This window comes from Streptomyces sp. NPDC043738 (assembly GCF_056436545.1).
Map to the genome: position 1 here is coordinate 39,970 of NZ_JBWKCJ010000039.1, position 15,187 is coordinate 55,156.

The 15,187-nt window shown below is 72.9% G+C and carries 8 protein-coding genes; 2 read left to right on the plus strand and 6 right to left on the minus strand.

Features of this window, described 5'->3' with window-relative positions; translation table 11 throughout:
- Positions 1 to 50 precede the first annotated feature (50 nt).
- From AC0680_RS34065 to AC0680_RS34080, 4 genes are all read right to left on the minus strand, one after another.
- Positions 51 to 1,583 carry an alpha/beta hydrolase gene (locus AC0680_RS34065; protein WP_478636672.1) on the minus strand — a complete coding sequence of 511 codons (1,533 nt, stop codon included), beginning with the start codon at positions 1,581 to 1,583 and terminating at the stop codon, positions 51 to 53.
- A 64-nt stretch (positions 1,584 to 1,647) separates the two neighbouring features.
- Positions 1,648 to 2,391: a hypothetical protein gene (locus AC0680_RS34070; RefSeq protein WP_478636674.1), complete on the minus strand. Its 744-nt coding sequence runs from the start codon at positions 2,389 to 2,391 to the stop codon at positions 1,648 to 1,650.
- A 98-nt stretch (positions 2,392 to 2,489) separates the two neighbouring features.
- Positions 2,490 to 2,843 (minus strand): VOC family protein, encoded by a 354-nt coding sequence (locus tag AC0680_RS34075; RefSeq protein ID WP_478636676.1) that lies wholly within the window; start codon positions 2,841 to 2,843, stop codon positions 2,490 to 2,492.
- Positions 2,844 to 2,941: 98 nt separating this feature from the next.
- On the minus strand, positions 2,942 to 3,778 hold the full coding sequence (locus AC0680_RS34080; protein WP_478636728.1) for an alpha/beta fold hydrolase: 837 nt from the start codon (positions 3,776 to 3,778) through the stop codon (positions 2,942 to 2,944).
- Positions 3,779 to 4,044: 266 nt separating this feature from the next.
- Here AC0680_RS34080 and AC0680_RS34085 point away from each other — a divergent pair, with 266 nt between their 5' ends.
- Positions 4,045 to 4,875: an alpha/beta fold hydrolase gene (locus tag AC0680_RS34085; RefSeq protein WP_478636678.1), complete on the plus strand. Its 831-nt coding sequence runs from the start codon at positions 4,045 to 4,047 to the stop codon at positions 4,873 to 4,875.
- Positions 4,876 to 5,027: 152 nt separating this feature from the next.
- Entirely contained in the window at positions 5,028 to 6,014 is a 987-nt protein-coding gene (locus AC0680_RS34090) for an MsnO8 family LLM class oxidoreductase (RefSeq protein ID WP_478636680.1), read from the plus strand.
- Between the two features lie 18 nt (positions 6,015 to 6,032).
- On the opposite strand, the gene AC0680_RS34095 is transcribed toward AC0680_RS34090, so the two are convergent.
- Positions 6,033 to 7,382, minus strand: a complete 1,350-nt coding sequence (locus tag AC0680_RS34095) for a cytochrome P450 (protein ID WP_478636682.1) — start codon at positions 7,380 to 7,382, stop codon at positions 6,033 to 6,035.
- Between the two features lie 13 nt (positions 7,383 to 7,395).
- Positions 7,396 to 14,949: an SDR family NAD(P)-dependent oxidoreductase gene (locus AC0680_RS34100; RefSeq protein WP_478636683.1), complete on the minus strand. Its 7,554-nt coding sequence runs from the start codon at positions 14,947 to 14,949 to the stop codon at positions 7,396 to 7,398.
- Between the last annotated feature and the right edge of the window lie 238 nt (positions 14,950 to 15,187).

Genomic DNA, 15,187 nt, shown 5'->3' on the forward strand with positions numbered 1-15,187 from the left:
ACACCGTGCCGGCCCCGGCGCCGCCCGGCTCCCCGGGCCGCCGGGGCGGGTCATCGCGCGCAGTTCACATCGCGCTCCGGACGCTGGCCCGTCGAGAGGAACGCGGTGACGTTACGGTCGCCGCAGGCGTTGCCGTTGCCGAGGTAGACGCCGTGGCCGCCGTGGTCGACGGTGATCAGGCGGGCCCGGTCGCCGAGGGCTCGCCGCATCTTCAGGGCGCCGAAGTACGGTGTGGAGGGGTCCCGGAGGTTCTGGATCATCAGAATGTTGGACGGGCCCTCGGCGGTGATCCGGGTGGGCCGCTCCGTGGGGGCGTCCTTCCAGAAGGCGCACGGTGTGACGTTGGCGGGCATCCCGGCCGTGAGCGGATGCCGGACGCGGTCGGCGGCCACCGCCCGCCGGTACCCGGAGACCGAGCCCGGCCAGCGCACGTCGTTGCAGATGACCGCGACCGTGACCGCGGCGTCCTGGTCCCGCAGGGGCTGGGCGAGTGCGGCGGGCAGGACCGGCTTCTCTGCCGGGTTCCGGGCCGCCTGGACGAGCCGGGCCAGCGGGGCGAAGGCGGCGTCGTCGTAGAGGGCGCTCTGGAGCGCCTGCCGCAGGCGGTTGCCGGTCAGCGGCACACCCGCCGTCGTCGACTCCTTCGGCGCACGGTCCAACTCCGCCGCCAGCGAGAGGAACAACGGCCGTATGTCCTCGGCCCGTCGGGCCAGCCGCAGACCTTCGTCCTCCCGGGCCGGAGCCGATGCCCAGGCCGCGAAGTCGGGGAAGCGGTCGTCGGCGCCCGCCGCCATGTTCACCAGCCAGCCCCGCTCGACGCGCGACGGATCGGGGTCGCCGCTGCTGTCCAGTACCCAACGGTCGGTGCGGTGGGGGTACTTCTGCGCGTAGACGGCGCCCACGTAGGTCCCGTACGAGGCGGTCCAGGCCGAGAGCTTCTCCTCGCCCAGCGCCCGGCGGAAGCGGTCGATGTCACGCACCTCGTTCGCGGTGGAGAAACTGCGCAGCACGGCGCCCCCGTGCCGCGCACACGCCGCGGCGATCCGCCGTGACCGCGCGACGTTCTCCTCGATCCCCCCGTCCGGCCGCGGCCAGGACCGCAGGTGCACCAGATGACGGTCGTCCGCGTCGAGCCCGCAGCTCGCGGTCGTGCTGGCGCCCACCCCGCGCGGATCGAGGCTGACGATGTCGTACCGGCCCGCCGTCTCCTTCCGCAGCGCGTCCCCCTTCTGCCGCAGCCACTGCACCCCGGAGCTGCCCGGCCCTCCGGGGATCATCAGCAGCGTCCCGCGCCTCGCCGCCGGCCGATCACTGCGCAGCCGGGTCACGGCCACGGTCAGCCGCGGTCCCTTGGGGTCGCGGTAGTCGAGCGGTACCGGCAGCTCGGCGCACTCCTGCCCCGCGGGCCCGCCTGGCTGGGCACAGGACCGCCAGATGAGGACGGGTGCGGCGGCAGCCTCGGCCCGCGCCTTCGGGGGAGCGGCAGCGGTCAGCGTCATCGCGGCTGCCGTGGCGGAGAGGGTGAGCAGCAGCGGCAACGGACGGAGGAGGCGAAAGGCGCGTCCACGGGGATAAGTCGTCATGAGACAAGGGTTGTTGAGCGGCCCTTGCCTTGCCCATGCGGCAGGCCCGACGACAGGGGTGGGGCTAGCCCCCGCACTCGTCGCCCTGCGGGTGGGCGAGGCCGTGCAGCCAGATCCGCAGCGGACCGACCGGCTCGAAGCCATGACGCACCGCGGTCGCCAGGTCGTCGCCGTGCTCATAGCCGACCGCCGGCAGGGCGGGGAACAGCCGGTGGACCGCGTCCAGTACGGCGGGCCAGGCCGTGTCAGGGCCGCCGTCCCGTGCGAAGACGTTGGAGACTCCGACCACCTGGTCGCTGCGGCTCGCCACTGCTCCGGCTACCACCCGGCCCGTGGTGGACCGTCCGGCGAGCACGAACGTGGCCGGGTCGTCGAGCAGTTCGGGCCGGAAGAGGTCCGCGTTGCCGCCCCCGTCGTCCCAGGCCAGCGCCCAGGCGCGCAGCGTGTCCGGGTGGTCGGCCACGTCCCACGCGAGATCCGGCGGGAGGGCGGGCGGACCGGCCGGGCGGTGGATCCACTGTGCCTCGAACAGCACCTGGAAGGCGGCCTCCGTCAGGTCGAGGTCGGCGAAGCTGTCCTTGACCAAGGCGCCGGGCACGGCGGTGTCGATACGGGCCACCAGCGCCGCCGGGTCGGCGCCGGGAACCAGCGTCACCGCGTCGGGGTAGTACGGCGGCGTGCGGGCCGGGGCGGCCCAGGCCTGCGCCTCGAACGCACCGACCACACCGTGCGATCGGCTCATCGCCGCGCACCACTCCGCGTTGTTGGCGGCGGCGGCTCGGACCAGGAGCTGTTGCGGCGTCGTCACGAGTGCGGATCATGGCCCGTCCCGGCTCGGCTGTCGAACGGTTTTCTGGTTCCTGCAGGGTGGACGTTCCGCGGACACGTCGTGGAGCGCGGCGCCGGTCAGTAGTACTGGACCAGGCAGAATTCGTGCCCTTCGGGATCGGCCACCACGACGACCACGCCCTCGTCGTAGTCGTGCCGTTCGCCGGTGAACCGGCCTCCGAGGGCGATGACTTGGGCGATGCCCTGATCGATATCGTCGACCGCGACGTCGAGGTGCAGCCGTACTTTGCCGTGCTTCGGCTCGGGCACAGGCTGAAAGACGAGGCGGGGCTGCGTGTCACCTGGCTGACCGAGGTAGACCCAGCCGGGCCGGGACGGCCCCTGCGGGCGGTCCAGCAGTGCGCCCCAGAACCCCGCCACTCGTGCCACGTCGACGCAGTCGATCGTCACTCCGACCCAGCGGTTCGCCATGCTGTCAACACTCCTTTGTGGTCACGGGGACGCCGGCCTCCAAATACCGCCCCGCCGGGCCACCATGGTGACCCGGCGGGACCTGGAGGCGTTCGCCCCTACCTCAGGAACCTGGCGACGGCTGTCGCGAAACGTTCGGCGTCGTCGAGCCAGGGTTGGTGTCCGGCCCCGGGCTGGACGATGAGTTCGGCATGCGGGAACAGCCCCGCGAACTCGGTCACCGTGGCGGGCGGGGCGCCCGGGTCGACTTCCCCGGCCAGCAGGAGGACCGGCGAGTCGAGGCGGGCGAGCGCGGTGCGGGTGGCGTCCGGGTCGAAGGCTCCTTCGGCGCCGAAGGCGGCTACCACCTCCCCGTTCATCCGTTCGTCCGCCGCAGCCTGGTGGGCCTGCGCCGCCGCGTCCCAACGGCCGTGGGAGAACGGGGCGATGGCCTGCCAGCTGTCGGCGGTGGCCCGGCCCGCCACGATCGCCTCCAGGGCCGCGAAGGCCGCCGGGAACCACGGTTCGTCCCGGCGCAGCCGCGCGGTCTCGAGCCGGAGCTCGCCGCTGATCGGAATGCCGACGGCCCGGACGCTCGGTGTGATCAGCGCGAGCCGCTCGACGCGTTCCGGATGGCGGCTCGCATACAGAACGGCCAGATTCGCGCCGGCGCAGTGCGCGAGCAGGTCCATCCGGTCCAGGCCGAGGTGCTCGCGCAGGGCCTCCACGTCCGCGACGAGCCGGTCGCAGCGGTAGGAGGCGGCGTCGTCAGGGGTTGCCGACCGGCCGGTGCCCCGGAGGTCCAGCCGGATCAACCGACGGTGTGCGGCGAGGCCGCCGAGGTCGCCGAGGTATGCGGAGTCCGTCGGCCCTCCGGGCAGGCAGACCACGGGACGGCCGTTGCCGTGGACGTGGTAGGCGAGTTCGGTCCCGTCGTACGCGGAGAAGGCGGGCACGCCGGTGGTGTCGTCGAGGGGGAAGAGACGTTGCGAGACGCCGTTCGAGGTCGTCTCGGAAGTGAAACGCATGGATGTGGGCCTTTCGGGATGCCTGCGGGCGCTCCCGGGGCCACCTACGTCAGATGAACCGCACAGCCATGTGGGAGGAGAGCACCCGGCCTGATACAGCGGTAACGGGTCTCACCTCCTCGGTCGGTCATGTGTACGGCGACGTTATCAGGTCATTGCCCCGCACCACCTCATCGGTGCACCCTGAAAGTCCTATGAAGACGGACACGTTGACCGTTCCCGAGGCCGAGATCTACTACGAAGTGCGCGGCTCTGGCCCGCCGCTGCTGCTCGTCAACGGTGGTGACGCGGACGCGGCCATGTTCGCGCCGCTGGCCGGCCTCCTGGCGGACGACTACACCGTCGTCACCTTCGACCTGCGCGGCAACTCCCGCAGCCGCCTCACCGGCCCGCCCCGGGCACAGCGGATCGAGGAGCACGGCCACGACGCCCACCTCCTGCTCGACGCGGTCGCCGGTGAGGAGCCGGCGTATGTCTTCGGCACGAGTTACGGCGGCATGATCGGCATGGACCTCCTGGCCCGGCACCCCGGTCAGGTGCGGGCCCTGGTGGCACACGATCCGTTCGTCATCGACCTGCTGCCCGACGCCCATCACTGGCACGACCTCTTCCAGGAGGTGTACGAGCTGTACGAGCGCGAGGGCCTCGACCCCGCGATGCGGAAGTTCAGTACGGCGATCGGCGTGGACGCACCGCCGCAGGCAGCGCAGAACCTGCCCGTACCCGTGCAGCAGATGTTGTCCCGCATCCGGGCCAACATGGAGACCTGTCTGGCGTACGAGCTGCGCTCGTTCGTCCGCTTCCGGCCGGACTTCGAGGCGCTGCGCGCCGGCCCGTTCGCCCTGGTGGTCGGCGGCGGGGGGCCCAAGACGCTCCTGCACCGTACGGCGCGGGCCCTGGAGGAGCGGGTCGGCAGCGGGATCGTGGAGTTCCCCGGCGGACATGTGGGCTTCCTGACACACCCGGCGGACTTCGCCGCGGCGCTGCGCGAGGCCTTCGGAGCCTTCGGGGCCTCCGGGGACTGAGCGCAGGCTCCGCGCGCACACCCCGCCCCCCCACACCTCACCAGCCCCGCCACATCTCATCGCTCCAACTCGCGGCGCAGGCCCTCGTCGTGTGGCCGAGAACAGACGGATCGCCGCCCCCTCGCCGAACACCCGATCCCTATGCTGGCGGCATGATCGATGTACCGCTTTCAGCGCTGGAAGTCGCAATGGTCCAAACCGGGACCCGAGCCGAGAAGACCCTGCGCGACACCACCGCCTTCGCGCAGGCAATGGAGCGGCTGGGCTACCACCGGGTCTGGTACGCCGAGCACCACCACTCGCCCGCCATCGGCGCTTTTCCGCCAGTCGTGCTGACCGCGCACGCCGCCGCCTCGACCTCGGCCATCCGCTTCGGTTCGGGCGGCGTACTGGCACCCAACCATGCCCCCCTCGCACTGGCGGAGCAGTTCGGAACCCTGGCCGCCCTGCACCAGGGCCGCATCGACCTGGGTATCGGCCGTGGCCCCGGCACCTTCGACGAGACCACCGCACGGGCCCTGCGCCGCGGCGCAGGACCGACGACGGACGCGGAGTACCACGACGACGTGGCCGCGATCCTGTCCTTCCTGGTCGACGAAGTAGCACTCGACCCGCTGCCCGAGCCGTGGCTACTGGCCTCCAGCACCGCCGGCGCCGCTCTCGCGGCGAGCCTCGGCCTGCCGATCGCCCTCGCACACCACATCCGTCCGGACAACACCCAGGCGGCGCTGGAGCGTTACCGTGCCGACTTCGTTCCGTCCCGTTGGTGCGAGCGACCTCGGGTCCTGCTCTGCGTCGAGACGGTGTGCGCCGAGACGGAGGAGGAGGCCGCATGGCGGGGCGGGCCGATGAACGTGGTCAAGGCCGGCCTCCTCAAGGGCCTCAGCGAGACCCCCTTCCCCACGCCCGAGGACGCGGCCGCCCACCCCTTCACGCCGGAGGAGCGGCGGGCGCTGACCGCCTTCCGCGCGCAGCAGGCCGTCGGGACACCCGAGACCGTCGTGACCCGGCTCGCGGAACTGGCCGGTGCGACCGGAGCGGACGAACTGATGCTGACCACTCCCGTCTACGACCTCGACGACCGCATCCGCTCCTACGAACTCATCAGGAAGTACACCGAGGCCACACCGGCGCCGTAGGAACGCGGTTCGCCGCCGCTACTTGGGAGCCAGCGCGAAGCGGAGCGCGGTGTGGTCGATGGTGTGGGGCAGCGGGGCCGGTGGGACGAGGGGGCGCCGGGGGAGCAGCAGGAGAGCCCTGTGGTCGCGCAGGAGGGCGGCGAGGAACGTCGCGGCGGTGAAGAGAACGAGGTCCTGCCCCGGGCACTTCGCGGGGCCGCGGCTGAAGGGAGCCAGCGCCCAGTTGTCCTGGTTGCGGCCGTCGAGCCAGGCGTCGGGCTCGAACTGGTCGGCGTGCGGCAGATGCCGGGCGTCACGGTGGAAGAAGGAGCTGTAGAAGACGACACCGGTACCGACCGGGGTGGTGGCGCCGTTGTGCCACGTGGTCTCCGCGGTGGTGTCGCGGAGGATGGCCAGCGAGGTGGGCCACAGCCGCAGCGACTCCAGGACGCAGGCACGCAGCAGGGGCAGTGCGTCGGCGGTGGCCGGCCGGTCGGGTTCGGTGCCGTCGATCTCGGTGTGCACGCGGTCGGCGTGCTCGGGGTGGCCGGCCAGGAGGGCGAGGGCGCTGTACGTGGCGATGGCGGCGGCATCGTAGGCGAAGAGCCAGTGCGGGATCTGCCCCGCGGGTTCGGCCCCTTCGGTGCACGGGGTGGCGGCGACCAGGGCGGCCAGGCTGTCGGGTTCGGCACGGTCCACATACGCGCGCACGCCGGCGAGGAACGCCTCGCGGGTCCGCTCCTTCGGCCTGCGCAGACTGAGCCAGTTGGCGTCGGCGCGCAGTGCGGCCAGCAGTTCGGTGATGCGGTGGTCGTCGCGGGCGGCGTCGCCGAGCACGACGCGGCGGATGATGCGCCAGAAGGCCGCGGAGAAGTCGTCCCAGTCCAGGGGCCGGCCCGATCCGCGGTGGAGGTCGAGGAGGGCCTGGGCCTCCGCACGGATACGGGGGGTGAGGGCCGGGAAGAGCCGGTGCGCGGGGGCGCCCCAGTCGAGGACGGCCTCGTTGAACGCGCGGCGCTCGGGGCGGACTTCGCCGGGGGAGATCAGCACTCCGTCGGGTTCGAAGTGACGCAGGCCGCCGGCCTTCTCCCGGGCGGCGGGGGTGAGGGTGGCGGGGGTGGCGGTGAACATGTGGCGGGCGTCTTCAGGGGAGAGCAGCAGGAGTACCCGCCGCCCGGGAACGGCGACCGAGACCGGGCCCGCGCCGTGCCGTCGGCGCAGGCGCGCCAGAGTGCGATGGGCGCTGCGGTTGGTGTCGAATCTGGCGGCGAGGCGGACCATACGGGGGCGGCGCAGGATCGCCCCCTGGGCCAGGGTGGGGATCAGGACGGTGACGCCCAGCAGAACCGTCTCCAGGGCCGACGCTCGTGCGGGTGGCCGCTGTTGCATATCGCTGTCCCTTTCAAGCTCGCGGTACGGGCAGTGCGGGAGGCCCGGGAGTCACGGACCGCTGGGCGGGCGGATCGGCGGCCCCGGCCGGGGGCCCGTTCGTGGCCGGCCCCTGGTCGTGGGTCATACCGAGGCGCAGATGGAGCAGGGTGGTGAGCCCCTCGACGGTGCGGCTGCTGCGCAGCAGTTCCATCGGGGGGATGTCGATGTCGAACTGATGGCGCAAGGACGTCAGGAGTTCGGCGGCCATGAGGGAGTCGAGCCCGTACTCGTCCAGCCTGCGGCGCGGATCGAGGGCGTCCGGGTCCATCTGCATGACCCTGGCCAGCAGCTCGGTGACGGCGTCCTGCAGCGCGGCACGGGCCTCTTCCGGGGGCAGGGCGGCCAGGGTGGCGAGGAGCCCTTCGTGGGACCGGCCGTCCGTCTCGCCGTGCGACGGCATCAGCAGGCTGTGGCGTGGGGCGTCCAGGGCGGGGAGGAGAGCGCGGGCCCGGGCCCAGTTGACGCGGGCGACTCCGACCACCTCGGTGTCGCGGGTGAGCAGATCGTCCACGGCGGCGAACGCATCGCGCAGACCGAGGGGTTCCAACCCGACGGCGGAGAGCTGGGCGGTCAGGTTGTTGCGGACGACGTATCCGGTCTCGCCGAGCGCTCCCCAGGCGACGGCCCGGGCCGGGAGCCCGGCTGCGCGCCGCCGGCGTACCAGGGCTTCGAGGAAGAGGTTGCCCGCGACGTACGGCGCCTGGTGCAGGTTGCCGAAGTATGCGGCCTCCGAGGAGATCAGCAGGAACAGGTCGAGCCGCCGGTCGCGGGTGAGCCGGTCCAGCACCAGTGCGCCGTCCGCCTTGGGCGCCAGTACGGCGGCGAAGCGTTCTTCGGACAGCTCGCTCAGCGGTGCGTCGTCGAGGTGCATGGCGCAGTGCACCACCCCGCGCAGCGGATGCCCGCCGGCGTCGATGCGGTCGAGCAGGGCACGCATGCTCGCCGGGTCCGTGCAGTCGGCCGTCCGCGCCGTCACGTGCACGCCGCCGCGGGTCAGTGCGTCCAGCAGCGCGGGGGCCTCGGGAGCGGCCGCCCCGCGCCGGCTGACCAGGACGAGGTGGCGGGCTCCGCGGTCGGCCAGCCAGTGCGCGGTGGCGGCCCCGAACCCGCCGAGTCCGCCGGTGACGAGGTAGGTACCCTGCGGATCCAGGGCGGGCCGGGCGGGGCCGGCCTCGACCGTGACGGGTTCGTCGAGGGGATCGAAGGCGACCACGACCTTGCCGATGTGGCGGGAGTGCTGCATCAGCTCGAACGCCTCGCGCACCCGGGCCGCCGGGTACACGGTGTGCGGCAGCGGACGGTAGGCCCCGCTGCGCACGCGCTCACCGACCGCCTCGACCAGGTCGATCGCCTCGCCGGGCCGGTGCATCAGGGCGAGCAGGTCGACGCCGAAGAAGGCGAGGTCGTTGTCGAACGGGGCGAGGGAGAGCGGCTTGTTCTGGTAGATGTCGCGCTTGCCCAGTTCGATGAACCGGCCGCCGGGGCGCAGCAGTTCGAGACCGCGGCCGACGGCCTCGCCGGCGAGCGAGTTGACCACGACATCGACGCCCTGCCCACCGGGGAGGGCCATGACCTGAGCGGCGAAGTCGAGGCTGCGGGAGTCCAGCACCCGCTCGACGCCGATCCGGCGCAGCAGATCGCGTTTGGTCTCGTTGCCCGCAGTGGCGATGACGTGCGCACCGCGCAGGCGGGCGAATTGAAGTGCGGCCAGCCCGACACCGCCGGCGCCGCCATGGATCAGGATCGTCTCCCCCTCCCGGAGCCGCGCCAGGTGCTCCAGGCTGTAGTGCACGGTGCAGAACGCCACCGGAAGGGTCGCCGCGGCCTCGAAGCTCATGCCGTCGGGGATGGGCTGCAACGCCTGGGCGGGGGTGGTCACATGGGAGGCGAGTGAGCCGGAGGCGAGGCCGAAGACACGGTCGCCGACGGCTGCCGTGCCGACCCCGGGTCCCACGGCGGTGACGATGCCGGCGCACTCCAGCCCGCGTGACGCGGACCGCCCCGCTTCGACGGCTTCGGTCGGCAGCAGTCCTGTCACACACATGATGTCGCGATAGTTCAGCGCGGCGGCCCGTACGGCCACCGTGACCTCGCCGGCGCCCGGATGCCGGGGCTCGGACGCCCGCCAGCCGAGGGCGTAGGAGAGGCCGGGGCTGCGGACGCACAGGCCGTAGCGGTCCGCCGCACCGGCGGGCGCGGCGGGCAGGGGCATGGCGCGGGGGACGAATCGTCCCCGGCGGGTCAGTGCGATCTCGTCCTCGTCCGAGGGCGTGAGCAGTTCGCGAGTCAGCCGCTGTGCGTCGGTGCCCGGGTCGCCGGACCGCTCGAGGCTGACCCGCCGGACCGACAGGTCCGGGTACTCGTTGCTCAGTGTGCGGGCGATGCCCCAGGCCGCGGCGTCGACGGGAGCCTGGGCACGCTCGGGAGAGGGGAGGGCGCCGCTGGGGCGGGTCACCAGCCACAGCGAGGTGCGCCCGTGCGGGAGGCTGCCTTCCTGCGCCTGGGCCAAGCCGCACAGCAGAGTTGCCCGTCGCGCGGTGAGCTCGCTGAGTCCGGCCACGCCGGTGGCTGTGCGGTCGGCCAGGAGCAGCACCAGATGGAGGTCCTCGGCCGGGTCACCGATGTCCCGCCGCCATTCCCGTACGTCCTCGTCGGCGCGGACGCGGTGGACCGCATACCGTCCGCCGGCGCTGAGCAGCGCCGCCACGGAGTCGGCGAGCGGCTTCTCGGCGGCCTCCTCCGTGACCAGGACGAAGGCCGCGCCCTGGGGGCCGCCGGGCGGTGCGGGCGGCGGTTCAGGGGGCTTCCAGGGAGCGGTGGCCAGCATGACGGAGGCGGAGGTGAGGTCCGACGCGCGGTCGTCCCCCGTCTGGACGATGTCGGTGAAGCCGCAGCGCTCCAGCAGCGGTGGCCACTCCTCACGGGACAGCAGGATGGCCCCAGGGCGCAGCCCGCGGTCGGTGTGGTGGTGCCAGAAACTGTCCAGGAGCCCGAACCAGGGGAGCAGCGATTCGGGGTGGTGGTTCTCGATGCTCAGCAGGCGGCCACCGGGGGCGAGGAGGACGGCGATCCGTTCCAGGGTGGCGGTGAGGTCCTCGCAGGTGTGCAGGGCATTGGCGGCGACCACCAGGTCGAAGCCGCCCTCGGCCAGGCCCTGCTCCACCGGATCCACGTCGAGGTCGAAGGTGCGGTACCGCACGAAGTCGTAGCGCGCGAAGCGTTGCTGGGCGCGGGGGAGGAAGAACGCCGACACGTCGGTGTACAGGTACGTGGTGCGGTCGGGCGGCAGGACGGGGAGCAGTGCGCCGGACAGGCCGCCGGTGCCGGCGCCGACTTCGAGAACGCGCAGCGGGCGGTCGGCCGGCCAGCGCCGCGCCATTTCCCCGACCAGTGCCTGCGCGATGCGGTGGTGGAAGCGGCAGAAGGGCGCGGTGTCGAAGAACAGCTCCAGGACGTGTCCCGCCCCCTCGCCGTTCAACATCTCCAGCGGGTCGTGCTCTCCGCGCAGTAGCCGTGTGAGCTGCGAGGTGTTGCGCACCGCCAGTGCGGCTTCGTTGCCGCAGGCGGGAAAGTCCAGCAATGCCGCGCCGAGCATGTCCGACGACGGCCGCTCGGTGGGCGTCAGCACCCAGTGGCGGGAATCCGCACGGGTGACGAAACCGAGCCGCTCCAGGACCGGCAGCTCCAGCTCCAGCAGGGGGAGGTACTTCTCCAACATGCCCGCCGCGGTCAGTTCCGCCGGCGTGAACGGCTCGGCGGGATCGGGCAGCAGGTCCGTGAGGGCTGCCGTGATCACCCCGGCGAAGTACTCCCGAATCCGTTCCGCCGCCTCGGTGAACCGCAACGGCCGCCAGGACCGGCGCAGTTCGGCGATCCGCTCCTCGCAGGCGGCGGCGATCGACCGGGAGTCGGGCAACGGGCTCGGCGCGGGCGGGGTGTCGGTGTGCGGGGCGGCACGGAGCACGGTGTGATGCCGGGTCACGGGTGCGTGCACGGGGCTGCGGAGACGGCGCAGCCGGCAGCCCCGCAGCTCGACGCCGACCGCGCCGTCCTCGTCGGTGACGGTGATGTCCCAGCACGCCTCGGCCGGGTCGCGGGACCGCTCGCGTACGTGCACCAGGCCCACGGCTGCCGGCGCACGCCAGATGTGAACGGCTTCGAAGGCCGAGGGCAGATAGGCGTCGCCGTCGGCCGTCAGCCCCTCCAGCAGCGGCGCACCGGACTGCAGCGCGCCGTCGAGCAGCACAGGGTGGGCCGTGAACCGCTGCGTCGGATCGGACAGCCGATAGGCGGCCAGCACCTCGCCCGCCCCCACGTGCAGCTCGGTCAGGACCTGGAACGCCGGTCCGTATGCCAGCCCCCGCTCCGCGAGCACCGCGTACTGGTCGGCGGCGGGGATGCGGCGCGTGCAGCGGGCCCGGATGCCGGCCGGATCCAGGGGCCCGGGAGCGCTGCCGATGCGCTGTCGGACCCGTGCGCGCACATGCGGCCGCGGATCGCCGGCGCCCTCGTCGGTGCTGGTGATGGTCACCACTCCGTCATCCGGGTTCAGCGCGAGCTGGGTGTGGACGCCGGAGGCCTCGGCCCAAGGGATGGTCAGCGGGCTGCTGATCTCCATCCGGTCCACCGACACCGCCGCCCCCAGCGCCCGTTCGCCCGACGCCAGGAGCATCTCCAGGTAGGCGGCGGCGGGTACGACGACCGATCCCGCCAGCTTGTGATCGGCCATCCATGGCACCAGTGCCGGTTCGACGGCGCCGTGCCACACCGGGTGCGGGCCGGGCATCCGCTCACCCAGCAGGGGGTGCTCCACCTGGCCGTTGCCGCTGCTGCGCACCCAGTCGTGCAGGGTGCCGTTCCAGTGGCGCTCGCGCTGCCAGGGGTAGGCGGGGAGGTCCACCACCCGGCCCGGACGCGGGAAGTACGCCGTCCAGTCGATGCCGGCGCCGGCGGCCATGGTCGCCTCGACCGCCCTACGCAGCGCCTGGCCACCATCCGTCGCGCGGCGCAGCGTGGGCACGACTGCCGAGGACCCCGCGCCTCTGCGACCGCCGGCGCGGCGCAGGTAGGGCCGCAGGACCGGGTGCGGGCCCAGTTCCAGAAGGATGTCCGCGGCGTGGTCCAACACGGCCTCGACCGCGGGGCCGAACCGCACCGGCTCGCGCACGTTCCGCCACCAGTAGGCAGCGTCCAGCTCGGTGCCGTCGATCCGCTGCCCCGTCACCGTGGAGAACAGCGGCACGTGGGCCGGGGCGGGCGCCAGGCCTGCGAGGGCTCGCAGCAGCGGCTCGCGGAGGGGGTCCATGGCCGCGCTGTGGAAGGCGTAGTCCAGTTCCAGCATCGTGCAGACGGTGCCCCGGGCGCTCATATCGGCTGCCAGGTACCGAAGTTGCGTCTCGGGGCCCGAGACCGTGACGTCCCGGTCGGAGTTGACGGCCGCGACCACCAACTCCGGGTGATCGGACAGAACCTCAGCGGCCCTCTCCTGCGGCAGGGCGAGGGCCGCCATCCGGCCGCTGCCGGCGGTCTCCGCCTGGGCGCGGGACCGCTCCGCGATGACCCGTGCCGCCTGCCGAAGGCTCAGCGCCCCGGCCACGTGGGCGGCGGCCACCTCGCCCACGCTGTGTCCGAGCACGGCCGACGGGGTGACGCCGCGCTCACGCAGCGCGGCCGCCAGCGCGACCTGCACGGCGAACAGCAGCGGCTGGGCGACCTCGGTCGCCGCCAGCTCGGTCTCCGTGACCGTGCCCAGCTTCTCCGCCACCGACCAGCCCAGATGCGGCAGCAGCGCCGCGTCCACCGCCGCCAGGGCGGTGGAGAAGGGCCCGTCGCCGTCCACGAGGCCGGCGCCCATGCCCGCCCACTGCGACCCGTTCCCGGAGAAGACGAACGCCACCCGGCCGCGCTCCGTCGCCTCGCCGATCGCCCCGCCGCTCTCCCCACGTGCCTCCTCGCCCTCTTCTCCCGGGAAGGTCGCCGCCAGCCGACCCGCCGCCTCCCTCGGCCCGTCCGCGATCACCACCGCACGGTGCCGGTGCGCGCCCCGTCGCATGGTCGCGGTGTAGGCGAGGTCGTAGAACCGATCCGGCTCGGTCCGTGCCAGCCGTTCGGTCATACGGGCCACCGCCGCACGGAGCGCCTGCGGGGTGCGCGCCGACACCAGCACCGGAAGGGCCGTGCCCGTGGTGGAGGTCGCCGCTCCCGCGGCATCGGGATCCGCCGGTTCGGCGGCGACGATGACATGCGCGTTGGCACCGCCGAACCCGAAGGAGTTGACGCCCACCACGGGGCGGGATGCGACCGGCAGGGGACGGGCCTTCGCCACCGGCGCCAGGTTCAGTCCGGCGAAGTCGATGTCGGGGTTGGCCGGCTGGGAGTGCAGCGAAGCCGGAACGGTGCCGTGGCGCAGCACCAGCAGCGCCTTGAGCAGCCCGGCGATGCCGGAGGCGGGCTCCAGATGGCCCAGGTTCGACTTCACCGACCCGATCGGCAATGCCCCCACCCGCCGACGGGCGCCCAGCGCACGGCCGATGGCGCGGCACTCGGCCGGGTCCCCGACCAGGGTGCCGGTGCCGTGCGCCTCCAGATAGACCAACTCATCGGGCCGGACGCCGGCCTGCTCGTACACCTCGCGCAACAGGTCTTCCTGCGCCTCGGGGTTGGGCAGGGAGACCCCTGCCGTGCGGCCACCGCAGTTGGAGCCGCTGCCGAGGATCACCCCGTGCACCCGGTCGCCGTCCGCCCACGCGTCCGCCAGCCTCTTGAGGACGACCAGCCCGCCCCCCTCGGCCCGTACGAAGCCGTCCGCCTCGGCGGAGAAGGCCGCGCACCTGCCCCGCTGCGAGAGCATGGACGCCTGCGAGAACCCCACATAGTGATACGGGCTGAGCAGCACGTTCGCCCCCGCGGCGAGCGCCGTACGGCTGGTGCCGTCCCACAGCGTGCGGCACGCGCGGTCCAGAGCCACCAGCGAGGACGAGCAGGCCGTGTCGATCGCCATACTGGGGCCGCGCAGGTCCAGGTAGTGCGAGAGACGGTTCGCCGCCAGCGAGGACGAGGCTCCTGCCATGGTGTAGGCGTTCACCGAGCGCGGCCTCATGAACTGCAGCGCACCGTAGGAGGCGTCGCAGATCCCGACGTAGACCGCCGTGCCCGAACCCGCCAGCACGCGCGGGGCGATCGCGGCGTCGTCCAGCGCCTCCGCCGCCAGCTCCAGCAGCAGCCGATGCTGTGGATCCAGTTGCGCCGCCTCTCTCGGCGTGATGCCGAAGTACTCGGCATCGAAGGAGGCGATGTCGGAGAGGAAACCGCCCGCGGCGGTATAGCTCTTGCCCGTGCGCGGCATGCTCGTGTCGATGAACCGGCCGGCGTCGAACCGCTCGGCGGGCGCTTCACCGATCAGGTCCCGGCCCGCTTCCAGCGCCTGCCACAAGCCGTCCAGATCGCCGATGTCACCGGGCAATCGGCAGGCGGCCCCCACGATGGCGATCGGCTGGTACCGGCCAGGTGCGTTGCTGGCGCTCATCCGCGCTCCTCACATGGTGCCGGGGCGACCGAGCAACAAGTGAGCGGCTCTGAGGGCTCCGCCGCTCTTTCGTGCGAAAGGCGCGCCCTAGGAGACGGAGACCTGCGCGGCTCGGCGTCGCCGCTGCCCAGTGGTGCCGACACCGCAATGCTCCAAGAAGTCCAGGCGCGGCACGAGGGGGCAGGACTTCGCACCGGCCGCGCCGGCACCGGCCTCGTGAAGCCGCGTCAACGCAACG

Excerpts from the sequence above, each read along its gene's own strand:
- AC0680_RS34090 (WP_478636680.1), top strand. The coding sequence starts at position 5,028 with ATGATCGATGTACCGCTTTCAGCGCTGGAAGTCGCAATGGTCCAAACC.
- AC0680_RS34075 (WP_478636676.1), bottom strand. The coding sequence starts at position 2,843 with ATGGCGAACCGCTGGGTCGGAGTGACGATCGACTGCGTCGACGTGGCA.
- AC0680_RS34085 (WP_478636678.1), top strand. The coding sequence starts at position 4,045 with ATGAAGACGGACACGTTGACCGTTCCCGAGGCCGAGATCTACTACGAA.
- AC0680_RS34095 (WP_478636682.1), bottom strand. The coding sequence starts at position 7,382 with ATGCAACAGCGGCCACCCGCACGAGCGTCGGCCCTGGAGACGGTTCTG.
- AC0680_RS34065 (WP_478636672.1), bottom strand. The coding sequence starts at position 1,583 with ATGACGACTTATCCCCGTGGACGCGCCTTTCGCCTCCTCCGTCCGTTG.
- AC0680_RS34100 (WP_478636683.1), bottom strand. The coding sequence starts at position 14,949 with ATGAGCGCCAGCAACGCACCTGGCCGGTACCAGCCGATCGCCATCGTG.